The sequence below is a fragment of the Mycobacterium palustre genome (genome assembly GCF_002101785.1).
Taxonomy (GTDB): domain Bacteria; phylum Actinomycetota; class Actinomycetes; order Mycobacteriales; family Mycobacteriaceae; genus Mycobacterium; species Mycobacterium palustre.
In genome coordinates, this window is the sequence record NZ_LQPJ01000136.1 from 151,306 (window position 1) to 173,979 (window position 22,674).

The 22,674-nt window shown below is 65.6% G+C and carries 21 protein-coding genes and 1 pseudogene; 13 read left to right on the plus strand and 9 right to left on the minus strand.

Annotated features, from left to right (window positions below):
* The first annotated feature begins 25 nt into the window (after positions 1-25).
* The 10 genes from AWC19_RS23895 (at position 26) to AWC19_RS23935 (ending at position 9,260) form a co-directional block, all read left to right on the plus strand.
* On the plus strand, positions 26-1,090 hold the full coding sequence (locus AWC19_RS23895) for an LLM class flavin-dependent oxidoreductase (protein ID WP_085080559.1): 1,065 nt from the start codon (positions 26-28) through the stop codon (positions 1,088-1,090).
* 39 nt (positions 1,091-1,129) lie between these two features.
* A complete protein-coding gene (locus tag AWC19_RS29745; protein WP_158090932.1) occupies positions 1,130-1,288 on the plus strand; it encodes a hypothetical protein in 159 nt (52 codons plus the stop codon).
* A gap of 14 nt (positions 1,289-1,302) precedes the next feature.
* Positions 1,303-2,763: a cytosine permease gene (locus AWC19_RS23900; protein WP_158090933.1), complete on the plus strand. Its 1,461-nt coding sequence runs from the start codon at positions 1,303-1,305 to the stop codon at positions 2,761-2,763.
* 44 nt (positions 2,764-2,807) lie between these two features.
* Positions 2,808-3,107, plus strand: a complete 300-nt coding sequence (locus AWC19_RS23905; protein WP_158090934.1) for an EthD family reductase — start codon at positions 2,808-2,810, stop codon at positions 3,105-3,107.
* On the plus strand, positions 3,097-4,746 hold the full coding sequence (locus AWC19_RS23910) for an amidohydrolase (RefSeq protein WP_245849287.1): 1,650 nt from the start codon (positions 3,097-3,099) through the stop codon (positions 4,744-4,746). The genes AWC19_RS23905 and AWC19_RS23910 overlap by 11 nt, the downstream gene beginning before the upstream one ends.
* Complete coding sequence (locus AWC19_RS23915; protein WP_085080563.1) at positions 4,743-6,149, plus strand: aldehyde dehydrogenase family protein; 1,407 nt, start codon at positions 4,743-4,745, stop codon at positions 6,147-6,149. The genes AWC19_RS23910 and AWC19_RS23915 overlap by 4 nt, the downstream gene beginning before the upstream one ends.
* Before the next feature lie 583 nt (positions 6,150-6,732).
* Entirely contained in the window at positions 6,733-8,127 is a 1,395-nt protein-coding gene (locus AWC19_RS31315) for a PPE family protein, SVP subgroup (protein ID WP_085080682.1), read from the plus strand.
* 151 nt (positions 8,128-8,278) lie between these two features.
* The gene (locus AWC19_RS23925; protein WP_085080564.1) at positions 8,279-8,578 is read left to right on the plus strand and encodes a PE family protein; all 300 of its coding nucleotides are present in this window, start codon (positions 8,279-8,281) and stop codon (positions 8,576-8,578) included.
* 65 nt (positions 8,579-8,643) lie between these two features.
* Entirely contained in the window at positions 8,644-8,940 is a 297-nt protein-coding gene (locus AWC19_RS23930) for a WXG100 family type VII secretion target (protein ID WP_085080565.1), read from the plus strand.
* A 35-nt stretch (positions 8,941-8,975) separates the two neighbouring features.
* A complete protein-coding gene (locus AWC19_RS23935) occupies positions 8,976-9,260 on the plus strand; it encodes a WXG100 family type VII secretion target (RefSeq protein ID WP_085080012.1) in 285 nt (94 codons plus the stop codon).
* A 128-nt stretch (positions 9,261-9,388) separates the two neighbouring features.
* Here the strand turns inward: AWC19_RS23935 and AWC19_RS23940 are convergent, their stop codons facing one another.
* From AWC19_RS23940 to AWC19_RS23965, 6 genes are all read right to left on the minus strand, one after another.
* On the minus strand, positions 9,389-10,576 hold the full coding sequence (locus tag AWC19_RS23940) for an NAD(P)/FAD-dependent oxidoreductase (RefSeq protein ID WP_085080566.1): 1,188 nt from the start codon (positions 10,574-10,576) through the stop codon (positions 9,389-9,391).
* Complete coding sequence (locus AWC19_RS23945) at positions 10,573-11,925, minus strand: FMN-binding glutamate synthase family protein (RefSeq protein WP_085080567.1); 1,353 nt, start codon at positions 11,923-11,925, stop codon at positions 10,573-10,575. The genes AWC19_RS23940 and AWC19_RS23945 overlap by 4 nt, the downstream gene beginning before the upstream one ends.
* 1 nt (position 11,926) lies before the next feature.
* A complete protein-coding gene (locus AWC19_RS23950) occupies positions 11,927-12,613 on the minus strand; it encodes a protein glxC (RefSeq protein ID WP_085080568.1) in 687 nt (228 codons plus the stop codon).
* Positions 12,601-13,497 carry a class II glutamine amidotransferase domain-containing protein gene (locus tag AWC19_RS23955; protein ID WP_085080569.1) on the minus strand — a complete coding sequence of 299 codons (897 nt, stop codon included), beginning with the start codon at positions 13,495-13,497 and terminating at the stop codon, positions 12,601-12,603. Before AWC19_RS23955 ends, AWC19_RS23950 begins: the two co-directional genes overlap by 13 nt.
* A gap of 33 nt (positions 13,498-13,530) precedes the next feature.
* Entirely contained in the window at positions 13,531-14,877 is a 1,347-nt protein-coding gene (gene glnT, locus AWC19_RS23960) for a type III glutamate--ammonia ligase (protein WP_085080570.1), read from the minus strand.
* A 317-nt stretch (positions 14,878-15,194) separates the two neighbouring features.
* Positions 15,195-15,860 carry a helix-turn-helix domain-containing protein gene (locus tag AWC19_RS23965; protein ID WP_245849289.1) on the minus strand — a complete coding sequence of 222 codons (666 nt, stop codon included), beginning with the start codon at positions 15,858-15,860 and terminating at the stop codon, positions 15,195-15,197.
* A 606-nt stretch (positions 15,861-16,466) separates the two neighbouring features.
* On the opposite strand from AWC19_RS23965, the gene AWC19_RS23970 reads away from it, so the two are divergent.
* A complete protein-coding gene (locus AWC19_RS23970; protein WP_142281379.1) occupies positions 16,467-18,560 on the plus strand; it encodes an acyltransferase family protein in 2,094 nt (697 codons plus the stop codon).
* A 2-nt stretch (positions 18,561-18,562) separates the two neighbouring features.
* Here AWC19_RS23970 and AWC19_RS23975 read toward each other — a convergent pair.
* Together AWC19_RS23975 and AWC19_RS23980 are read right to left on the minus strand one after the other, a co-directional pair.
* Positions 18,563-19,222 (minus strand): annotated as a pseudogene (locus tag AWC19_RS23975) (O-methyltransferase).
* Between the two features lie 75 nt (positions 19,223-19,297).
* A complete protein-coding gene (locus AWC19_RS23980) occupies positions 19,298-20,251 on the minus strand; it encodes an NADP-dependent oxidoreductase (protein ID WP_085080572.1) in 954 nt (317 codons plus the stop codon).
* Between the two features lie 157 nt (positions 20,252-20,408).
* On the opposite strand from AWC19_RS23980, the gene AWC19_RS23985 reads away from it, so the two are divergent.
* Entirely contained in the window at positions 20,409-21,035 is a 627-nt protein-coding gene (locus AWC19_RS23985) for a hypothetical protein (RefSeq protein ID WP_085080573.1), read from the plus strand.
* Positions 21,036-21,072: 37 nt separating this feature from the next.
* Here the strand turns inward: AWC19_RS23985 and AWC19_RS23990 are convergent, their stop codons facing one another.
* Complete coding sequence (locus tag AWC19_RS23990; protein WP_085080574.1) at positions 21,073-21,798, minus strand: L,D-transpeptidase; 726 nt, start codon at positions 21,796-21,798, stop codon at positions 21,073-21,075.
* 195 nt (positions 21,799-21,993) lie between these two features.
* Between AWC19_RS23990 and AWC19_RS23995 the strand changes: the two genes are divergently transcribed.
* Positions 21,994-22,650, plus strand: a complete 657-nt coding sequence (locus tag AWC19_RS23995; RefSeq protein WP_085080575.1) for a cysteine hydrolase family protein — start codon at positions 21,994-21,996, stop codon at positions 22,648-22,650.
* Positions 22,651-22,674: the final 24 nt, after the last annotated feature.

Below are 22,674 nucleotides of genomic sequence, written 5' to 3' on the forward strand. Positions count from 1 at the left end.
AATGTGATCTAAAGGAGCATTCACTATGCGCGTAGGACTACTGCAAGAAGGCGACCTGACGGGCACCACCCCCTACGAGCGCTACCACCAGCTGATCGACGAAGTCGTGCTGGCTGACAGTCTCGGATTTTCCACCTGGGGGACGTCCGAGCAGCACTTCAGCCCGCCCAGCTTCTCGATCGCGGCACCCGAAGTCCTCTACGCGGCCATCGCGATGCGCACCAACAAAATCAAACTGCGCACGATGGCTTCGGTGATGCTCAAGTGGAATCACCCCATCCTGGTGGCCGAGCGGCTGGCCACCCTCGACATCGTGTCGCGCGGACGCGCTGAGGTGTGCACTGCGCGGTCGAATAACCTGACCACCCTGGCTGCCTTCGACGTCGATCCCTCCGAGACCCGCGACCAATGGGAAGACGGTATGGACGTCCTGATGAAGGCGATGACCGCCGAGAAGCTCGAACACAACGGGCCCATCTGGCAGATCCCGTCGGTCGAGGTGGTGCCCAAGCCGTACACCAAGCCCCACCCGAAGGTGACGGTCGCGGCCTCCAGCGCCCAAACGCACGTCAACGCCGGCACTCGCGGTATCGGCTCCATCACCTTCGACAACTACTTCGGGTTTGACTACCTGCAGGAGTGCCTCGACGCCTACCGGAGCGCATTCGACGAGACCGACCACTCGGCAGTCGTCTCACCCAACGACTACCGCGGCCTCTATGTCGCGACCGCCTACTGCGCCGAGGACCGTGACGAAGCGAGATCGGTGGCCCGCGGTGTCGCGATGGACTATTTCCAGTTCATTCTGAATCTCTACGCCCCGCTGTCGAAGAACCCGGGCTACACCTACCTCGACACCATCGAACAGCTCATCGAGCATCGGGACGACCTGGACTGGCTGTGCGAATACACCCCGTCGGTGATGATCGGCACCCCGGATGACTTCATCGAACGGATCCGGCGCTTGGAGGCGATGGGCGTCGACGAGGTGCTCTTGCGCATCGACGGCGTCGGCCACCAAAACATCTGCAAGGCTTTGGAGCTCATCGGGCACGAAGTTATTCCCGTCGTCGATCCAAGCGCCGCCTGACCGCATCCCGGCTTGGAAGTAAAAGAAGGAGCGAATTTCATGTCACATCTTCTTCCCCCCGAACTGCTCAATCGCTGCGCGACGATTGACCAACCCGACGCCCAGGGCGTTGCTCTGACGAAGGCCGACTACGCGTGGTTTTGGGTGGCCACGGTCGCGGTGCCCATCATGCTCGTGATCCTGGGGGTGCTGTTATGAACTACGTAAGTCGTTTGGGCAGTACGAAGCTCGCCGAAGAGAACGGCTGGCCGCTGATGCGCGGCGAGCGCGGGTTTGGCAAGATGGCGATCTTCCTCGCCGCCTTCTCGGCGGCGATGGCTACCTGGTGCTTCACCATCGGCGGCTTCGTCGCCTACTACCTGAACGCGGTTTCGGGCACCTTCGCGGTGTTGGCCGGCTCACTTGTCGGCATCCTGATGGTCACGTTGGCGACCGTACCGATGTGCTCGAAATACGGCATCGACTCGGTAGTGGGCAGCCGTGCGCAGCTGGGCATCCGCGGCTCCTATCTGTCGCTGCTGCTGGTCTACTGCTCGACGATGGGCTGGAACATCATCCTCTTCATCTACAAGGGGCGTGCGATCGCCGAACTGCTAGTCGTGTTCGGCGTCATGGACCGCAAATATTGGAATCTCTGCGTGTCCATCGTCGGCGTGCTCGCGATCTTCATCGTGCTCGAGCTGATCCGCAAAGGACCGGAGTACGTGCGCAGCCGCGGACCCTTGATCGCAGTGGTCGTCGCGGTCATGAGCCTGGTGGTGCTGGTTCTGCTCGTCCAGCGCGTCGGCGTGACCGGTTTGCTCCATGCCGCCGCAGTCACGCCCTACGCCAAGGCATTTGGCAACTGGTCGAGTTCGATCGAAGTGATGGTGGCGGTCAACCTGTCCTGGTGGGCCTACATCGGCACGATCGTCCGCACGAGTCCCAGCGCGCGACAGTCGTTGTGGCCGGTCGTCATTGGGTTCGGGCTTGGTGTGGGGATCGGCTCACTGGTAGGCCTCTACACCGGCCTGGTGGTGCCCAACTCCGCGGGCGACCCGACCGCATTTCTGGTCGACCAAGGCGGTGTCGTGGTGGGCCTGATCATGCTGGGTTTCCTGCTGGTCGCCAACGTGGGCACGGCGATGATGGGCATCTACGCCGCCAGCCTGGCGCTCCGTCAACTGCCCAAAGCCGAGAAGCTTTCCTGGAGGTGGACCATCTTCGTGGTTTCACTGCCGGCGATGGCGGTCGTCGGGCTGTTCGCCGGTTCGGCCGAGTCGTTCTTCTCGGCCTTCCTCGCCTTCCTCGGTGTCGCGTTCGCGCCATTGTGCGGGATCCAGGTTGCCGATTGGTATTTGCTGCGCCGCCAGCGATACGACGTGGTGTCGCTGTACCTGCCGGGCAGGGAGTCTCGGTACTTCTACGTCGCCGGCTTCAATCCGGTTGGTTTCCTCGCCTTCGTCGCCGGCGTGGCCACATACATTTACCTATTGGATCCCAGGAGCTACGTGTATCGATCGCCGTTTGAATACGTGGGTGCGTCCTTCCCCGCGGCGATCGTTGCGGCTGTCTGCTACGTCGCCGGTGTGCTGGCCTGCTATCGCGGGAGGGGAATCGGCGGATACGGCGCCGCGGTTGCTCGGCAAGAGGAGTCCGCAATCCACCAGGATGATGCCGCTTCCATTGCCTGAGAACGCAATTCGTCTGTACATCACTGACTTCAAGGATGGATCGCATGCACGACATCATCGTGTTGTATTCGCGGCCGGATGATCCGCAGCAGTTCGATGCGCACTACCGCAACACCCACATCGGGCTCGTGGAAAAGCTCCCATCGCTGCAAGAGTTTTGCTGGGGCCATGCGGTCGACGGTACCGAGGACTGCTACGTGGTGGCCCGAATGACATACGTCGACGCTGACGCGGCAGCCGAGTCGATGGCCTCACCGCAGGGCAGGGCCGCCGTCGCCGACCTTGAAAATTTCGCGGGGGCCGGTGTCAAGATCCTACAGGTCAGGCGCGATGATGCCCGATAACGATGTGACCGTCATTCGTGCCGGAACCGTCCTGACGTTGGGCGACAACGCCTTTGACGGCCCAGGTGGTGTCGTCGTGAGCGGTGGCATCATCCGTGCTGTTCTGCCGGACGCCCGACTGGATACGGTCGAACGATCGAAGACCATCGACCTCGGCGACCGCACCCTGATGCCCGGATTCGTCGATCCGCACGCGCACGCCGAAGTCGCCGCCAAGGCCTCCTACACGATGGTCGACGTGCGGGCCCCGGGATGTCCCACCGTGGCCGCAGTTCTGGATCGGCTGCGGGCCAACCTGGACCAGACCTGCCGCGGCTGGCTGGTCGCCCAGGCCAATCTGTTCTTCGACCAGAAACTGGTGGACCGGCGCTTCCCGACGCGAGCTGAACTCGACACGGTCAGCACCGATGTCGCGATCGCCATCCGCGCCGGCGGCCACCTGAGCATTTTGAACAGCCGGGCGCTATCCCTGGCGGGCATCGATGAGCGCTACCACGCGGTCGACTACAGCGTGACAGGCAAACCGCTGGTGCACCGGGACACAGCGGGTGCCCCGACGGGTGTGGTCACCGAGATGGACAAGCTGTTGCCGTTGCCGCAACCGGACAACGGGATCGCCCAGACCGCCCTGGAGACCGAAATCCCTGCGCTTTTCACCGCGAACGGGGTGACCACGATCGGCGAGATCTCCGAGTCGCTCGAGGGACTGCTGGCTTACGATGCGGCAGTCGCGTCGGGGCGTATCGCCGCGCGGATACACGTGTATCTGTGGACACCGGGCACCGTGACCCTCGATCGGGCCTGCCATCACCGCGAGTGGGCGAAACTGTCGAGCCCGCCCTCGATGTTGAAAATCCAGGGCGTCAAGGCATTTGCCGACGGCGGCTACTCGGCTGCGCGAGCCGCGTTGACGCGGCCCTACGTTCATGGGGACGGTCACAACTGCGGCGAAGTCGCGCTCTCGGCCGAAGAGATCGTCCAACTCGCGGAGCGCACCCAAAAGGCCGGTCTTCAGCTGGCGGTTCACGCCAACGGCGACCGTGCACAGCTGGAAGTCTGCGAGGCGCTCGCTACGGTGCCCCGAAACGGCCCAGGGGCGCCGCGCATTCGGATCGAGCACGCGGGAAACTTCGTTCCCGACTACCCCAAGCTGAGCGGAGCATGGCGCGCGGCCGGCATCGTACCTGTTCCCCAGCCGGTGTTTATTTACAACTTCGCGGAGTTCATCCCGGGCTACGTCGGTGAGTATGCCCGCGACTGCCAATTCCCGCTGCGCCGCATGATCGACGACGGGTGGTCCGTGTCTGGCAGCTCCGACGTGTGGGTGGGGTCCGAGATCGGGCAAACGAACCCATTCTTGAGCATCGCAAGTGCGGTCAACCGCCGCACCTTCCACCAGCATGTGCTCGACACCGATCAGCGGGTCAGTGTCTACGAGGCATTGCGGATGCACACGATCGGTGGCGCCTACGCGCTCGGCGAGGAGAGCACACGCGGCACGCTGGAACCCGGCAAATTCGCCGACATCGTTGCGCTTGACCGCAACCCACTTGCCGTGCCGGCCGCCGAATTGCTCGACATCACGGTGGAAGACGTGTTCGTCGCAGGCAACCTGGTGCACAGCAAGGCGGCGCGGTGAGTGCGCCCACCGTGCCCTGCGCGCGGTCTGTGAACCCGTCAACGGGTGAGCTGATAGCGACGTATCCCTTCGTCGACGACGGCGAGGTGGCGGACCTGCTCGCCAGATCGGTTACGGGATACGGTTTTTGGCGATCCAGCACGCTGCCCGAACGGTGCGGCGCGCTGGAACGCGTGGCGGCGCTGCTGGAGCGCGACTGCGACGCGCTCGCGGCGCTTGCCACTCGGGAGATGGGCAAGCCGATCGTCCAGGCCCGCACCGAGGTCACCAAGACCGCAGCGGCGCTGCGGTGGTATGCACAGCACGGTCCGGCGATGCTGGCCGAGGAGCCAACCAGCGTGGGTCCGGGAACCGTCGTGCGGTACGAGCCGCTGGGCCCGGTCCTGTCGGTGCAGCCGTGGAATTTCCCCATCTGGCAACCGATGCGCGCGGCGATGGCGATTCTGCTGGCCGGCAACAGCTACATCCTCAAGCCGGCACCCAATGTGGTGGGGTGTGCCCTGGCGCTGGAGCGGTTGTGGGACGAAGCGGGGCTGCCGACTGGTGTGTTCACCGTGCTCAACGCCGAGCCCGCGCAGGTGGCCTTGGCGGTCGCGGACCCCGCCGTCGCCGCGGTCACCGTGACCGGCAGCGTTGGCGCGGGTGCCGCGGTGGCTTCCCTGGCGGGCAAGCATGTGAAGAAGAGCGTGCTGGAGCTCGGCGGCAGCGACCCGTTCATCGTGCTCGCGGATGCCGACCTGGACGCGGCCGTGGACGCGGCCGTGACGGGCCGGTTCCAAAACAACGGCCAGGTCTGCATCGCGGCCAAGCGCATCATCGTCGACAGGTCCGTCGCGGAGGAGTTCACCGAGCGGTTCGTGGCCAAGGTCGCCGCGCTGCACGTGGGCGATCCGGCGGATGCGTCGACCGATGTCGGGCCGTTGGCACGGCCTGATATCCGCGAAGAGGTCGCCGCCCAGGTGCGGCGGTCGCTGTCACAGGGCGCCACCCTCCTAGCGGGCGGTTGCGCGCTCGATCGGCCCGGCAACTTCTACCAACCGACGGTTTTGGCGGGAGCCCGCCCAGGTATGGCCGCCTATACCGAGGAGATCTTCGGTCCGGTCGCCGCGCTGTCCACCGCGCCCGACGTCGACGGCGCGGTCCGACTCGCCAACGATTCGACTTTCGGCCTGAGCGCTTCCATCTGGACGGGCGACATGGATCGCGCCCGCGAGATCGCCAGGCAGCTCGTGGTCGGCGGGGTGTTCATCAACAAGATATCGGTGTCGGATCCTCGGGCCCCGATTGGAGGAGTAAAGAAAAGTGGGTACGGGCGCGAGCTGTCACATTTCGGAGTGCACGAATTCACCAATATCAAAACGGTGTGGAGCGACGATTATTTACCAGTGCATGACCGCCCGTGAAGCCATAACGAGCGAATCAAGTGGGAGGCATTAAGCGGAAAATACGATTTGCTAGGAAACTTCCCATGGAGAAATACGAGGGGTGCCGTAGCTGACGGCTTCGCAATAATGCCGGAAACCCGGCGCCGATAAGCTACCGCAGGCACACAGCCTGGCTGCGGGCCTTTGCGCTGTGCGATCTGAACAGTCGATGTAAGCATCATAAAGTCGCTGTAGTACTCCAATTGTTATGCAGGAGATTCGCCGTGCGTGCAGCAAAAATGAACCAGCGAAAATTATTACGTGTGGGTAAAACTAACTCGTTCACCTTGACTTCACCGAGCCCTGCAGATCAAAGTAAATGGACGACCAGATAGAAGCGAGAATGGTATACGGAGCGGAACGTATCCCGACCCGGCAAGTGGATCGAGTTGATTATCGGCATGCTCGACAGCGTCGTGGAGTTGTGTTCTGCATCAATTCGCTCCAGGCCAGTGTTGGCGGTGAAGACGGACTCGGGACGGGGAAGTAAATGGTGGTCAATGAAACAAGACAATCTGTGGCTTCAAAAGAGTCGCGGCCGGCTAAGTAGGACACGATAATGATCGATTTTGCGGCGTTGCCGCCGGAGGTCAATTCCGGTCGGATGTATGCGGGTGCGGGTGCGGGGCCGTTGTTGGCGGCTGCGGCGGCGTGGGACGGGTTGTCCGCGCAGTTGAGTTCGACGGCCACTGAATACCAGGGAGTGGTTTCAGAGCTCACCGGCGGGTCGTGGCTGGGTCCGGCGTCGATGACGATGGCCGCGGCGGTTAGCCCGTACATCACCTGGATGAGTGACACCGCGGCTCAGGCCGCGATGGCCGCAACCCAGGCCCGGGCGGCCGCGGCAGCTTATGAGGCGGCGTTTATCGCGACGGTGCCGCCGCCGCTGATCGCCGAGAACCGGGCGTTGTTGGCGCTATTGGTTGCCACGAATGTTCTTGGCCAAAACACGCCGGCGATCGCGGCGACCGAGGCTCAGTATTCGGAGATGTGGGCCCAGGATGCCGCGGCGATGTATGGCTATGCCGGCTCTTCTGCGGCCGCGACGCAATTGAGTCCGTTTAGCTCGGCACCGCAAACCACCAATGCGGCCGGTACGAGTTCTCAAGCCGACGCCGTCAGCCAGGCGACCGGCACGTCGGCGGGCCAAGCCTCCAATACGGTCTCAGACGTCCTGGCCACCGTGCCCAACGCGCTACAACAACTCTCCTCGGGAGCGTCCGCCGACCCGTTCCAGTGGCTGGAGGAGCTGTTAAGTTCTCCCACATCTTCCGCCTTGAACACTTTCCTCCTGGACGTCGGCGGGCAAGTGAGCACGCTAAGCGGGGTTGCCTACGCCGGTAGCGTCCCTCCTTTCCTCACCAGCCCATTGATGGCGCTGGCATTGCCAGCCGCGCCGGCGGCAGCGGATGCGGTGGCGGCGCCGGAGGAGGCGGCAGCCGCGCTGGCGGGTTCGGGTGCGTCGACCGCCGGTGGGCTGAGTGGCGGTGCGGTGTCGGCGGGACTGGGCGAAGCGGGCCTGGTCGGCGATCTTTCGGTGCCGCAGTCCTGGGCCTCGGCAGCACCCCAAATTCGGCTCGCCTCAACGGCATTGCCGTTATCCGCTGCGGGTGTCGACGCGTTGCCGGCGGCGGCGATGGCTGGATCGCCCGGTTGGTTCGGTGGCATGGCGCCAGTGGCCAGTGTCGTTAACGCCCCGCGCCGCGGCGAGACGCGATCCCGCGTGGTCGCCGCCGAGGAGGCGACACCACAGGCGGGCAGTTCGCGCCTCTATGGCGACACCCTGTCCGAGTGGGCGCAGCCCGATCCGAACGCGCCAGATGACCGGGACTCCTGGAGCGAGCGCGAGGAACTCAACAGACTACGCAAGGGCATCGCGGCGATGGCCCGCGAGCGCGATGTGCTCAAGCGCTCGGCGGCGCTGTTGGTCAAGGAGGCGATGAACGGCAAATCCTAGAACCCGATCACCAGGCGGGCTCTCACGCGCGCACAAGCACGCGGCTTCGAGCGCGAACAAATGTCATAACGGCAAGAGCCACCACTATTTTCAGGTCACCAGCGCCGAGCTGGGTTACCGCAAAGATTGAGCGAGAACAGGAGGACTGAGTATGTCGTTCGTAACCACGCAGCCAGAGGCATTGGCCACGGCCGCCGCAAGCCTTGCGGGCGTCGGCTTGGCTATGGGCGCGCAAAACGCCGCGTCGGCGGGCCCTACGACAGGGGTGCTACCCGCGGCCGCCGATGAAGTTTCGGTGCTGACGGCGGCCCAATTCGCCGCGTACGCACAGATGTACCAGACGGTTAGTGCCCAGGCTGCCTCGATTCACGAGCAATTCGTGAACACTCTGGCGACCAGCTCAGGCTCGTACGCGGCCACCGAGGCGGCCAATGCGATCGCCGCGAGGTGAATCGGCTCCGAACGTCCAAGCTGGCAACAACGTATTTCGACTGACTGAGTAAGGAGAAAGGCGACATGGCAACACGTTTTATGACTGACCCGCACGAGATGCGGGCGATGGCGGGCCGTTTTGAGGTCCACGCTCAGACTGTTGAGGACGAGGCCCGCAAGATGTGGGCGTCGTCGATGAACATTGCCGGTGCGGGCTGGAGCGGCCAGGCGCAGGCGACCTCCTACGACACCATGGGTCAGATGAATCAGGCGTTCGCCAACATCGTGAACATGCTGCACGGGGTGCGTGACGGGCTGATCCGCGACGCCAACAACTACGAGCAGCAAGAGCAGGCTTCCCAGCAGATCCTCGGCAGCTAGCCGACGCAACGCTTTCGATTCGAAAGGACATCACGATGACGATCAATTACTCCTTTGGCGATGTGGACGCCCATGGCGCCACGATTCGCGCTCAGGCTGCGGCGCTGGAGGCCGAGCACCAGGCCATCGTTCGCGATGTGCTGGCCGCTGGTGACTTTTGGGGTGGCGCCGGTTCGGTGGCCTGCCAGGAGTTCATCACCCAGTTGGGTCGCAACTTTCAGGTGATCTACGAGCAGGCCAACGCCCACGGCCAGAAGGTGCAGACGGCCGGCAGCAACATGGCCAGCACCGACAGCGCCGTCGGCTCCAGCTGGGCCTGACACGCAGCTGCCAACCGGGGCCGCACACCGTTGGGTGTGCGGCCCCTCGTCTTGTCCGGCCGCGCCACCCGGCCACCGCCGAGAGTGGCCTGATACCACCAGCAACGCCGACCGAAAGGCGCTTGCGCTCAGCGCATCTGGCCGGCACCGATGTAGGGGAACCGGGTGGTCAGCAGTTCGCCGTCGGCGAAGCGGGACAAGCGGAAGTCCGCCTCCGGAATACGCGGGTCACCACTGCGGCCGTCGACCACCAATTCGGCGATCAGCCGCCCGACTGCCGGCGCGATTTTGAAGCCGTGGCCGCTGAACCCCGCCGCCACCACCAGGCCGTCGATACCCGTCCGCGAAATCACGGGATTCCAATCGGGCGTCACGTCGTAGCACCCGGCATAACTGGAGACGATCGCGGCATCGGTGAAACCCGGGAACCGGGTGCCGATCTTCTCGGCGGTCAGATCGATGAATGCCTCGTCAGCCCGGTTGAGGTAGTGATCGGCGTCGACGATCTCCAACTCCGCAAGGTCGGAATTGCCGAAGAGAATCTCGGAATTGACGTCCGGGCGAACGTATTGCAGGGAGACGAGGTCGGAGAAGACCGGCACCGGCCCGACTTCCAATCCAGGTGAGATCATCACGATCTGTTCACGGTGCACACTGATCGGAACGTCAATCCCGTACGGCGACAGGAAGGGGCGGGTCCACACTCCGGTGGCCACCACGACGGTTCCCGCGGAGATTTCGGTGCCGTCGGCGGTCCGCACACCCGTCACCCGGTCACCGTCGAGAAGCAAGGCGGTCACCAGGGTGCGCTGCCTAAGACGTACGCCCGCCGATCGCGCCGCCGTGGCGAAGGCTTGGGCCGTTTGGTACGCGTCGCCGTAACCACCTCGCGCCTCCCAGCCGAACGCGCCGAACGGCTCTAGGTCTGCCCAGGGCCACAGTTTGGCCACCTCGGAGCTATCGACCTCCTCGGTCTGCACACCGACGGCACGTTGGGCGGCCAGCGATTTCCGCAAATTTTCGGCATTGTCGTGACCGACGCCCACGACGTAGCCGGTCTGGCGGAATCCGATATCGGTTCCGAAGATCTCCTCGGCATTCTCGAACACCTCCAGGCCGTCCGCCGCCATTGCTGCCAGCGAACTGACACCATAGTGGCATCGCACGATGCCGCTGGACTTGCCCGTCATCCCGGATCCAACGGTGTTGCGCTCGGCCACAACGACATTGGTGACATCGCGCTGAGATAGGCACCACGCCGCGGCGGCGCCCTCCAGCCCACCGCCGACAATCACGACGTCGGCCGTCTCACTCATAACGCCGCCCCGTGCTGCCCGGGGATCCAATCGGTACCGGCCAGGGGAACCCGGGCCATGGCCGCGGCTTCAATAGTGACCGCGACCAGATCTTCCGGTTCCAGGTGCAGCACATGCGCTTTGCCGCAGGCGCGGGCGATGATCTGGGTTTCCATGGTCAGCACCCTCAGATAGTTTGCCAGCCGTCGGCCTGCCAGCACAGGATCGAGCCGTGCGGCCAGCTCCGGAACTTGAGTGTTGATGCCGGCGGGATCGCGGCCGTCCTGGAAGTCGTCGTAGAAACCCGCCGCGCTGCCCAGCTCCTCGTATTCGCGCGCGTAACGCGGATCGTTATCGCCAAGGGCGATCAGCGCGGCAGTGCCAATGGCCACGGCGTCGGCCCCGAGCGCCAACGCCTTCGCCACGTCGGCGCCACTGCGGATACCGCCGGAAACGATCAGTTGAACCTTGCGGTGCAAACCGAGTTCACGCAGTGCTTGCACGGCTTGCGGGATGGCGGCAAGCGTGGGAATGCCGACATGTTCGATGAACACCTCCTGAGTGGCTGCGGTACCGCCCTGCATCCCGTCGACGACGACGACGTCGGCCCCGGCGTGGACGGCGAGCTTCACGTCGTAGTAGGTGCGTGTGGCGCCGACCTTGACGTAGATGGGCTTTTCCCAGTCCGTGATTTCGCGCAATTCGTTGATCTTGATGGTCAGGTCGTCGGGCCCGGTCCAATCCGGGTGCCGGCATGCGCTGCGTTGGTCGATGCCCTGGGGCAGCGTGCGCATGCGTGCGACACGCTCGGAAATCTTCTGGCCCAACAGCATTCCGCCCCCGCCTGGTTTGGCGCCTTGACCCAGCACCACCTCGATGGCGTCGGCCCTGCGCAGGTCGTCGGGATTCATGCCATAGCGCGAGGGAAGATACTGATAAACCAGGTGCTTGCTCTGAGTGCGTTCTTCGGGCGTCATGCCGCCGTCACCGGTGGTGGTCGAGGTGCCGACCTCGCTGGCCCCGCGCCCGAGTGCTTCCTTGGCCTGGCCGGACAGGGCGCCGAAGCTCATGCCGGCGATCGTGACCGGAATAGCGAGGTGCAGCGGATGTTTGGCATGGCGGTCGCCGAGCACCACGTCGGTGCCGCAGCGTTCGCGGTAGCCCTCCAACGGATACCGCGACATCGAGGCGCCGAGGAACAATAGGTCGTCGAAGTGTGGCAGTGGACGCTTGGCGCCCCAGCCGCGGATGTCATAGATCCCGGTCCTGGCCGCACGCTGAATGGCCGCGATGGTCGGCCGGTCGAAAGTGGCGGACTCGCGCAGGCCGAGCGTGGCCCGCGCATCGGCATCCAAGAAAGAATCGTTCATCTCAGTACGCACCCGCATTGTCGACACGAAAGTGGTAGAGAGAGCGAGCCGAGCCGTATCGGGTATAGGCACCGGGATCGTCGTCCTCGAACCCGGCGGCTTTGAGCAGCGTGGCGAGTTCTTGATGGTGCTCGTCGCGCATCTCCTTGGCCACACAGTCGGCGCCAAGGGATGCGACGTTGCCGCGCACGTAGATTCGGGCCTCATAGATCGAGTCGCCGAGCGCTTCGCCTGCGTCACCGCGCACCACGAGTCTGCCGCTCTGGGCCATGAACGCACTCATGTGCCCGACGTTGCCGCCCACGACGATGTCGACGCCCTTCATCGAGATACCGCACCGCGCGGCGGCGTTGCCTTCGATGACGAGCAGGCCACCGTGGGCGGTGGCGCCGGCCGACTGCGACGCGTTGCCCTTGACCCACACGCTGCCGCTCATCATGTTCTCTGCGACTCCGGTGCCGGCGTTGCCATTGATGACCACTTCGGCGAGTTGATTCATTCCCGCGGCGTAATAGCCGACGTGTCCCTCGACGGTCACCTTCACCGGCGCGTTGATGCCTACCGCGACATTGTGCGCTCCATCGGGGTGGCGAATCACGCAGTCATTCGACAGATCCGGAGAGTGCAGCGCCGAGTTGACCTCGCGCAGGGGAAGGGTTTTCAGATCAAAAATCGTTATCGTGTCCACGCGTACACCACCTCGGGTTCGGGTTCCCAGATCTCGGCGCGCTCGACGCCCGGCAGACCCGTCAGTGCGCGGTACTCGCTGGCGATGGCGACCCACTTGGGCGTCTCGGCGAGGACCGCGGGTTTGCATGCGATGGCGTCACGCACCACGGCGAAAGAGTCATGGTCGGACACCAGCAGCGTGTAAAAGCCGTCGAACCTGGCGCAGAGCTCCTTCAACGCTGTTTCGACGCCGTGGCCTTGTGCCAATTGCTGTGCGACGAAGCGTGCGCCGACCTCGGTGTCGTTGTCGCTGTCGAACCGGACGCCATGCGCGATCAACTCGCGGCGGATTGTGGCGTGATTGGCGAAAGATCCGTTGTGCACCATGCACTGTGCCGGTCCGACGGCGTAGGGGTGGGCACCGGCCGGGCTGACCGCTGATTCGGTGGCCATCCGAGTGTGGCCGACGCCCTGCCAACCGGTCACACCGGACAACCCCCACGCCTCGGTAAGCTGCCGTGGGTGGCCGACGCCTTTGAGCACCGTGAGGTCCGCGCCGAATCCGGCCACCAGCGCATCGGGGCACGCTTCGCGTACGCCGGCCAGCAGGATGTGGCTGGCCACCGGCGCGCAGAGCTGGTAGGTCTCGCCGATCTGCGTGACGGTGACGGCGCTGCCCAACCGGGAGCTGACTTTCGAGGCCACTTGATCCTTCGACATTGCGGTCGCCAACAAGGAGATGCATCCGTACCCGACGGGCGACCAGGTCGGGTCACCATAGATTGCGACACCGGCAGAATCGGCGCCGCGATCGGCCATCTCGCAGAGCATGCCGGTCAGTAACCGACCCAGGTGTGGTACGAGTTTGGGGCTGCGCAGGTGCAACCCGACGATTCCGCACATATACATGTACTCCTGTTCGGGGCTCGGGCGGGTTCAGAAGGCGGTCAGGTACGAGTCGACTTCCCACGGACTCACCGTCGAGTGCCAGGCGAAGAATTCCTCGCGCTTGAGGTGCGCGTAGTACGCCGACACGCGTGAGGTCGTCGCCGGGTCTTGTGTCTCGAGGCTGGCGGCATCGAGAACTGATGTGACCACGGGATCGCTTTGGAAGTGTTCGACCGCGTGCAGCAGGGTCACCGGGAATGTCGGCCGGTCGGGGCTCAGGGCGGCGATTTCTCCCGGGTCGGAGCTGTGCTTGATGCCGTCGAGCCCGGCGCCCAGGGCCGCGGCGATCGCCAGGTAGGGATTGGCCGATCCGTCGGCGCCGCGAAGTTCGATCCGTTGCTCGTCCGGAACGCGGATGTAATGGGTCCGGTCGTTGCCGCCATAGGTCGGCGTCCGGGGCGCCCACGTGGCACCCGACGCGGTCGTGTGGGCGCCGGTTCGTTTGTAGGAGTTGACAGTTGGCGCGATTATGGCCTGCAACGCGCAGGCATGATCGAGGATGCCGGCGATGAACGAATATGCCGTCGGCGATAAGCCGAGTCCCCGATCGTCGTTGTCGACAGCGGGAAAAACCGGTGCACCGCCGCGGGTCAGTGAGAGATGCAGGTGCAACCCGCTGCCGGTGCGATCGGTGAACGGCTTGGGCATGAACGTGGCGATCATGCCGCGCTCGGCGGCGATGACGGACAGCAGGTACCGCAGTGTGATGACGCGGTCGGCGGTGGTGATCGCGTCGGCGTGTTCGAAGTTCTGCTCGAACTGACCGTTACCATCCTCGTGGTCGTTGGCGTAATTCGACCAGCCGAGGGTGTTCATCGCGGTCGAGATCGCCGTCAGATGGTCATACATCCGTGTTACCCCGCGCGCGTCATAACACGGCCGCGAGGCGGTATCGGCGCGATCGGCGGGGGCCAGGCTGCCGTCCGGGTTGCGGGTGAGCAGGAAGTACTCGACCTCGGCGCCCACAGACGCTTCGAATCCGGCTTCCGCCGCCTGATCGAGGACCACCCTGAGAATGTTGCGGGGTGCAAACGGCCACGGCTTGCCGGCGACGTAGAGGTCGCAGTGCACCAGCGCCAACCCCGGCTTGGCAAAAGGGATGGGGGTAAAAGACGCCGGATCCGGAATCGCGATCAAGTCGGGATCTTTCGGAGTTTGACCCATGGCGCCGACCGCGTAGCCGGCGAAACCGGCGCCCTCGGTGGTCAGTCGACGCACGGCCGATGCGGGAACCAGCTTGGCGCAGGGTTTGCCGAGCAGATCCACGAACAAAGCCAGCACAAACGTCGTGTTCGTGTCTTCGCACAAGTTCTCCAGGTCCCTGGATACCGTCATGGCAGTCGCTCCTTGTGTTCACTGTCAGTGATTATAGTTTCATCTCTGTGGAAACAGTAGCCGGTCGCTCGAAGGTGGCGCAGCTCTTTTTGACCTGCAGAAAACCCGTGCCTCGTCACGGGCTTGGGCCTCGAGATCCCCGAGCGCATACGACGCGGGCGCGTCGAGATCATCTCGGCTGTCGGCGTCGTCCGGCGCGGCGACCGGCAAGAGCGCGTTCTTCTAGCAGATGACTATGTCTACTGGTATGAAACCAAACAGCGGTTACATGCCGATTGCCGGGCTGTTGCGCGATATGACATCCGCGCGGGCTCGCGCTAGCTGTCGCCGCGGGCGTCCGGATAGGCGGTGATCGCCAGGAAGCGAATGGGTAACCGCACCAGTTGATGCGGGCCATGCATCGTCTCCCCGTCGAACAGCAGCGTGTCCCCGGGGCGCAGCGTGTACTCGGCGTCACCGTGGCCGTAGACCATGACGCCTTCGAGCATGTAGAGCACCTCGGTGCCGGGATGCTGGAACTGCGGAAAGACCTCGCTGGCCTCGGTGAGTGTGACCAGCACCGGCTCCAGGCGCTTATGCCCACCGCGCAAAGCGCCCAGTAACTGGTAGTGGTGTCCGACACGGGTACCGCGTCCTACGATCTCCGAACCCTTGCCGCTCTCGGTGTAGACGGCGTCATGACTGGTGTCGGCGCCGCGGAACAACGCTGTTACCGGTACGTCGAGGCCCCGAGCCAATCTCGCGAGAGTGGACAAGCTGCACGAGGTTTGGGAGTTCTCGATCTTGGACAGCATCGCCTTGGAAATCCCCACCCTGTCCGCCAGCTCGACGACAGACAGTCCAGCGGAGCGCCGCAGGGTGCGGACCTGTCGGGCAATCGCTGCCTCGAGATCGTTGCCCGTCGCCGCGTCACGGAATACCTCCCGCTGCACGGGCGCCGGATCACCGGTGTCGCGCACGGCCTCCGGACCGCTGGCCTTCACGTCGCAAGTTTAGCGGGGGATGGGCTCTCGCCGCCCTCACCGCTACCGCGACGTTCGAGGTTTGGCTTGTCGCTGTCCCGCCACCACCACGGTGCGCCCAGCCGGGCGCCGAGGTGCCGCGGTCGGGTCCCGACGTCGATCCCAGTCTTCGCCCGCTGGTGACCAGATGATCGATCTTCGTGCCGTCACCGCGTGCCGCGGGCAAGGTGGCTTGGCAACGCCTATGAGAATAATGCGATCCGAGTCGTCGAACAATCGGCGCCGATAGCACCGACATCGGGCCGGGTTGATGTCGTTCTGATCGAAGCCGCCCGAAAGCCGTTGGTACACACCATATTCCTCGGTTGCGTCGGACAGGTCGCCCGCCTGGCCGGGCTGGCGCCGGACAGCGCGGGTTGGCGTGCTTGCGGTTCTTGGAAGGGCGATGGCGGAGGCTCGTCGAGTTCGCCGTGCTCGCCCACGCGTTGCCGCCGGAAACCGAGCGAGTCGTGTCCCGAACCGATTTCCGCTCTGATACCCGCCGCGGGCGCGCGTGTCTTTCGGGTGTCCGGGCTGTGTCGCAATTAGGCTTGCTGCGATCACGAGGAGGGGCAGCGACGTATCGGCATGGGCCAGGACGCGTTAACGGCGGACATTGAGCCGGGCGGGAGCCATCCCGCGCCGGCGTCTTCGGCTCGGCGGCCGCGGTGGGTCGCGCCCGTGCGGCGGGCCGGCCGGCTGGCGATCTGGGACCAACCGGAGCGCCGCAGCGGCATTCCCGCGCTCGACGGGCTGCGCGCGGTGGCCGTCGCGCTGGTGCTCGTCGGCCACGGCGGGATCCCGGGCGTGACCGGCGGCTTCATCGGCGTCGACGTCTTCTTTGTGCTCAGCGGGTTTTTGATCACGTCGCTGCTGCTCGACGAGCTGCGGCGCACCGGTCGCATTGAGCTGACCGGCTTTTGGATCCGGCGGGCGCGACGGCTGCTGCCGGGTCTGGTGTTGATGGTGCTCACGGTGGCCGCGGCTCGCCAACTTCTTCCCAGTCAGGCCCTCGGCGGGTTGCGCAACGACGCGATCGCGGCGTTCCTCTGGGTGGCCAACTGGCGGTTCGTGGCCCAAAAGACCGATTACTTCACGCAGGGCGCGCCGCCGTCGCCGCTCCAGCACACCTGGTCGCTCGGGGTGGAGGAGCAGTATTACTTCGTCTGGCCGGTGCTGCTGATCGCAGTGACCCTGCTGCTGGCCGCGCGCGCCAGGCGCTGCTTCCGGCGGGCCACCGTGGGGGATGTGCGGTTCGCCACGTTCGTGATCGCGACCCTCGGCGCGCTGGCGTCGGCCGCGCTCGCCGTCGTCGTCGCGTCGGAGGCCACGCGGGACCGGATCTATTTCGGCACCGACACCCGCGCGCAGGCGTTGTTGACCGGCTCGGCGGCAGCCGCCCTGCTGGTGCGGGATTGGCCGTCGCTGAATCGCGGCTGGTGCCTGATCCGGACCCGGTGGGCGCGACGCACCGCGCGCGTGCTGCCGCTGCTCGGGCTGGCCGGGCTGGCCGCGGCGACGCACTATGCGACGGGCGGCGCAAGCGAATTCCGCCACGGCCTGCTGATCGGCGTCGCGATCGCGTCGGTCCTCGTGGTGGCCCCCGTGGCGCTCGAGCAGCGCGGCGCGGTCGCGCGCATCCTGGCACTGCCTCCCTTGGTGTGGCTCGGCACCATCTCCTACGGCGTGTACCTGTGGCACTGGCCGATCTTCTTGGCGCTCAACGGCGAACGCACGGGATGGTCCGGGCTGCCGCTGTTCGCCGCCCGGTGCGGCGCGACGGTGGCGGCGGCCGGCGCGTCATGGTGGCTGATCGAACAGCCCATCCGGCGCTGGCGGCCCGCGCGGGTGCCGCTGTTGCCGCTGGCCGCGGCCACCGTGGCCACCGCCGCGGCGGTGACCCTGCTGGTGGTTCCCGTCGGAACCGGTCCGGCCCTGCGCGAGCCGAACCTGCCGCCCGGCGTCTCGGCGGTCGCCGCGGTGTCCGCGTCACCGCCGCAGGTCAACCACCCCGGACCCCGGGATCCCAACCGGCCGTTCACCGTTTCGGTGTTCGGCGACTCGATCGGGTGGACCTGGATGCACTACCTCCCTCCGACGCCGGGATTCGCGTTCGTCGACCACACGGTCATCGGTTGCAGCCTGGTCCGCGGCACCCCGTACCGCTACATCGGCCAAACGCTTGAGCAGCGGTCCGAATGCGACGGTTGGCCCATCAGGTGGTCGGCGCAGATGAACCAGGACCGGCCGGACGTCGCGCTGCTCATCATCGGCCGCTGGGAGACGGTGGATCGCGTCAACGAGGGCCAGTGGACCCACATCGGCGACCCGACCTTCGACGCCTACCTCAACGGCGAACTCGAGCGAGCGCTAAACATCGTGGGCTCCAACGGTGTTCGGGTCGTCGTCGCCACCGTGCCCTACAGCCGGGGCGGCGAAAAGCCGGACGGGCGCTTATACCCCGAGGACCAGCCCGACCGTGTCAACCTCTGGAACGCGATGCTGCGCAAAACCGTTGCCCACCACCCGAACGTACAGATCCTCGACCTGAACAAAAAGCTCTGCCCGGACGGCGTTTACACCGCCAAGGTGGACGGCATCAAGGTGCGCAGCGACGGCGTCCACCTCACGCCCGAGGGCGTGAAGTGGCTGACGCCGTGGCTCGAGGAGTCGCTGAGGTAAAGCTAATCGCCCGTGCGACAGCTGATTTCCATGCTGTCGCTGTCGCGGACCTGGAAGTTGAAGCTGACGTAGCCGTTATCGGGATTGCGCACCCGGTCGAGGTAGGGCTAGGTGTCCGCGGCGCTGGTGTTGTCGGCGACCACCAGCGCCCCGGTCGACATGCGCGGTTCGAGCAGCTCGATCACCGGCAGGTACAGATCCTTCCAGCCGTCGAGCAGGACGAACTCGACCGGTCCGTCGAGGCCGGCCAGCGTGGACAAGGCGTCCCCTTCCAGGACGGTGATCACGTCGGCCAGCCCGGTGTCGGCGAATGTTTGCTTGGCCGCCGCGATCTTGGTGGCGTTCAGTTCCGTGGTCACCACGCGACCGGCGCCGTTGTCACGCACCGCGGCCGCGAGGTAAACGGCCGAGATGCCGAACGACATCCCGAACTCCACGACCGTGGTCGGTCGGGTCGCGCGCACCAGCGAATACAGCAGGCGTCCGGCCTCGGGGGTAACCGGGATGTAGAACTCGCTCATCGCGTCGGCGCGCTCCTGCGCGGTCATCGGGCGGTCGAGGTCGCCGCGCATGTCGCGCAGCCGCGACATCTGGTTCTTGGCTTCGTCGTACATCCGGTCGAGGACGGTCGAGACCTTGGGGTCCTGCAGCGTTATGGCCATGCACTCGAGAGTAGGCCCTCGCGTGGAGTCGGTCGGAATGGGTTTGAGGATGACTCGCGTAGCCGGGCCGGCCGGTCACCGTGAACCGTGCGGCAGCAGCACGATCTTGCCGCGGGTGTGCCGCTTTTCGAGTTCTTCGAAGGCGTCGGCGACCCGATCCAGCGGGTAGGTGGCGGCGATCTCGAAATCGATTGCGCCGGTGGCGATCAGGTCGGCCATTTCGGAGAGCACTTCGCGTGTCGACGCGTCGGTGCTGCCTTCGGTCTTGGCCCCGACCTCGCCGGCCTTCTGGAAGGAGATGATCGTTTCGATCCGCTCCGGCGCCACACCGAGGTCCACGGCGAGCTGGACGTACTGCGGCCCGAACAGATCGATGAACGCGTCGATGCCGTCCGGCGCCGCCTCGCGCAGCCGCGTCTCGAGGCCCTCGAAATCAGGGCCGTAGGGGATCGGGGTGACGCCGTGCGCGCGCAGCCAGTCGGCGTTGCCCGGTCCGGCGATACCGAGCACTCGCGCCTTGCGCAGCACCAACAGTTGCACGACCAGGCTGCCAACGCCGCCCGCCGCGGCCGACACGGCTACCGTCTCACCCGGCTGCGGCGCGACCGCGCGGACAGCGGCATAGGCGGTAGCACCGACGACGTAAAGCGAACCGGCGACCTCCCAACTCAATTGGGGGGGCTTGCGGATGAGTTGATCCACCGGGACCGCGGTGTGGGTGGCATGGCTGGAGCGACGGAAGCTGAACCCCAGAACCTCGTCGCCGATGGAGAACTCGGTCACGTCGGGCCCTACGGCGGTCACCACGCCGGCGAGGTCGCTGCCTTCACCGGAGGGAAATGTGGCGGGGAACATTTCGTGGATGGCCCCGGACCGGATCGCGGCTTCGCCGGGGTTGATGCCGGCCGCGCGCACCTCGACCACCACCTCGCCCGCGCCTGGGACCGGCATGTCGACGTCGGCCACGTACAGCACGTCGCGGCCCCCGTAGCGATCGAACCGTACCGCACGTGCCACCGCGTCGGCCATAGTGCACCCTTCACCGCATCTCGCCTTTTTCTTTCACCCCAGCATAGGCGCCGACGCGCCGGGCGGCCCGGGCGCGCCCCGCGCCGCCCTTGTCCGGGCACACATTTCGCAGTAGCGTCAGGCGCCGCGGCGGAACTGCGGATTGACAAGGAGCCCGATGGATCTAGCCCGCATCAGTGTCGCCGGCTGGGCGGCGGCCACCATTGCGGTCGGGACCGCGACAACCGGCTGCGGCAAGGACCACGAAACTTCCTCGCCCGGGTCCTCCACCACGTCCCCGACCGCCGTCTCGTCGTCGACCGAGTCCACCGCGGTGACCATCCCGTCGCCGGGACAACCAGCCGACTACAGTTCGTTGCTGATCAAGCCCAGTGACATCGGCGCCGACATCACCACCCCCCAGCCGCCCGTGCTGAACCCCAACAACGCGGCGGGCGTGGCGCAACTCTTCGCCAACGGCGACAACAGCCGCCGGATCGGGGACACGATCTTGATCGTCGCCGACCCGGCTGCCGCGGTCGCCGGCCTCGAGAACACCAAGGCCAACTACCGCGGCAAGGTCACCGGCGCCTGGCAGCCCGTGGACGTCGGGGCCAACGGGGCGATGATTTCCGGTAATTCGCCGGACAATTCGCAGGCGGTGACGGTGCTCGTGTTCACCCAGGGCAGGGCGCTGGTCAACCTCGAATTCGACAGTGCGCCGAATAATTCGATCGACCCCGCGACGGCGACCGACATCGGGCGCAAGCAAGCGGCGGCGATCAAGAACGGGTTGCCCCGCTAGACGGTGACCGCCAACGCCGTTGTCCCGCAACGTCGGATCAGGCGACGACCTCGATCGGATCGCCGACGTTGACCTGGTTGAAGTACCAGGCGGCGTTGTCGGGGCTCAAGTTGATGCATCCGTGGCTGACGTTGGCATGCCCCTGCGAGTCGACCGACCAGGGGGCCGAGTGCACGTAAACGCCGCTCCAGGTGACCCGGACCGCGTACTGCGCCGTGATCTTGTAGCCCTCCGGGGAACTCAGCGGGATGCCGATGGTCCGCGAGTCCATCACCACGGTGCGCTGCTTCTCGAGGGCGGTGAAGTTGCCGATCGGGGTCGGCCGGCTGGGCTTGCCCATCGATGCCGGCATGGTGCGCAACACCTCGCCATTGCGGCTGACCGTGAAGGTGTGCGAGGACAGGCTGGCGACGCCGAGCAAAGCGTCACCGGTGTCGAAGCCGGTTTTCAGCGCCTGTACCCCCACCGAAACATGGCTGTGCGCGGGCCAGTACTGGTTCGGAACCCAGTGCACGACGTTGTTCTCGACCCACTGGAAGTGGCCGGGCATGTCGCCGGGCGACGTGACGTGGATGGATCGTTGGGCGGCGGGCCGATCGGTGACCGGCGCGGTGAAGGTGACGACGACGGGGTGCGCCACGCCCACCACCGCACCGTTAGCGGGCAAAACCGAGGCAACCTGCGGTACGGGCTGGGGCAAAGGCACCGCGGCCACGCTGCGTGCGCCGCTGCCCAGCGCGCCCATCGCCGTGATCGCAACCATCACGGATAGATAACGGAACGCCCGGCGCGCGGCGCGCCCCCTTTGACTCGGTTCAACGGACACATCGATATTCTACTGGCTGTCGCGCGGTTACGGCCCCCAGCAAACGATGCCGACTTAGCTGGCTCGCGCCGATAACGGTCGGATCACCGGTTGAGCGCGATCACATCACGGCCCGCCCAGCAAGGAGCACGCATGACCGCAGACGACCCCTACACGCGCCCAATGGCGGGTTCGGCCGCCCTGGTGCTGATCGACGTGCAGCGCGATTTCGTCGACGCCCCGGGCGGTGGCGCCTCGATGCCCGTCGAGGGCACCCATGACGCGATCCCGGCGATGGCCCGGCTGGCGACGGCCTTTCGGCGGCGGGGGCTGCCCATCGTGCACGTGGTCCGCCTCTACCGCCCGGATGGGTCGAACGTCGAGCCCGTGCGGCGCTTATCGATAGAACGCGGTGCGCGAATTGCCCTGCCCGGTAGCCCCGGTTCGCAGATCGCCGCCGAGCTGCTGCCCAATGTGGTTGAGCTGGACCACGAATCGTTGTTGGCCGGCGGCTTGCAACAGTTGTCGCCGACCGAGCACGTGCTGTACAAACCGCGGTGGGGGGCCTTCTACGGCACCCGCCTCGAGCGGCACCTGCGCGAAAGGGGCAGTGACACCCTGGTTTTCGGCGGATGCAACTTCCCGAACTGCCCCCGCACCTCGATCTACGAAGCGTCCGAACGTGACTTTCGTATCGTGCTGGTGTCCGACGCCATCTCGGGCCTGTATGACCGCGGCATAGCAGAATGCCGCGGCATCGGGGTCGCGGTCTGGGACCTGTCGCAGACGCTGGACTGGCTGGCACCCTAGCGACGCGTTAGCCTCAGCGACATC

What these genes read in the sequence shown, in the direction of transcription:
- AWC19_RS23925 (WP_085080564.1), top strand. Translation starts at nt 8,279, where the DNA reads ATGTCGTTCGTAACCACGCAGCCAGAGGCATTGGCCACGGCCGCCGCA.
- AWC19_RS23985 (WP_085080573.1), top strand. Translation starts at nt 20,409, where the DNA reads ATGGATCTAGCCCGCATCAGTGTCGCCGGCTGGGCGGCGGCCACCATT.
- AWC19_RS23930 (WP_085080565.1), top strand. Translation starts at nt 8,644, where the DNA reads ATGGCAACACGTTTTATGACTGACCCGCACGAGATGCGGGCGATGGCG.
- AWC19_RS23935 (WP_085080012.1), top strand. Translation starts at nt 8,976, where the DNA reads ATGACGATCAATTACTCCTTTGGCGATGTGGACGCCCATGGCGCCACG.
- AWC19_RS23895 (WP_085080559.1), top strand. Translation starts at nt 26, where the DNA reads ATGCGCGTAGGACTACTGCAAGAAGGCGACCTGACGGGCACCACCCCC.
- AWC19_RS23995 (WP_085080575.1), top strand. Translation starts at nt 21,994, where the DNA reads ATGACCGCAGACGACCCCTACACGCGCCCAATGGCGGGTTCGGCCGCC.
- AWC19_RS23990 (WP_085080574.1), bottom strand. Translation starts at nt 21,798, where the DNA reads ATGGTTGCGATCACGGCGATGGGCGCGCTGGGCAGCGGCGCACGCAGC.
- AWC19_RS23945 (WP_085080567.1), bottom strand. Translation starts at nt 11,925, where the DNA reads ATGAACGATTCTTTCTTGGATGCCGATGCGCGGGCCACGCTCGGCCTG.
- AWC19_RS23940 (WP_085080566.1), bottom strand. Translation starts at nt 10,576, where the DNA reads ATGAGTGAGACGGCCGACGTCGTGATTGTCGGCGGTGGGCTGGAGGGC.
- AWC19_RS23970 (WP_142281379.1), top strand. Translation starts at nt 16,467, where the DNA reads ATGGGCCAGGACGCGTTAACGGCGGACATTGAGCCGGGCGGGAGCCAT.
- AWC19_RS23905 (WP_158090934.1), top strand. Translation starts at nt 2,808, where the DNA reads ATGCACGACATCATCGTGTTGTATTCGCGGCCGGATGATCCGCAGCAG.
- AWC19_RS29745 (WP_158090932.1), top strand. Translation starts at nt 1,130, where the DNA reads ATGTCACATCTTCTTCCCCCCGAACTGCTCAATCGCTGCGCGACGATT.
- glnT (WP_085080570.1), bottom strand. Translation starts at nt 14,877, where the DNA reads ATGACGGTATCCAGGGACCTGGAGAACTTGTGCGAAGACACGAACACG.
- AWC19_RS23980 (WP_085080572.1), bottom strand. Translation starts at nt 20,251, where the DNA reads ATGGCCGACGCGGTGGCACGTGCGGTACGGTTCGATCGCTACGGGGGC.
- AWC19_RS23955 (WP_085080569.1), bottom strand. Translation starts at nt 13,497, where the DNA reads ATGTGCGGAATCGTCGGGTTGCACCTGCGCAGCCCCAAACTCGTACCA.
- AWC19_RS23910 (WP_245849287.1), top strand. Translation starts at nt 3,097, where the DNA reads ATGCCCGATAACGATGTGACCGTCATTCGTGCCGGAACCGTCCTGACG.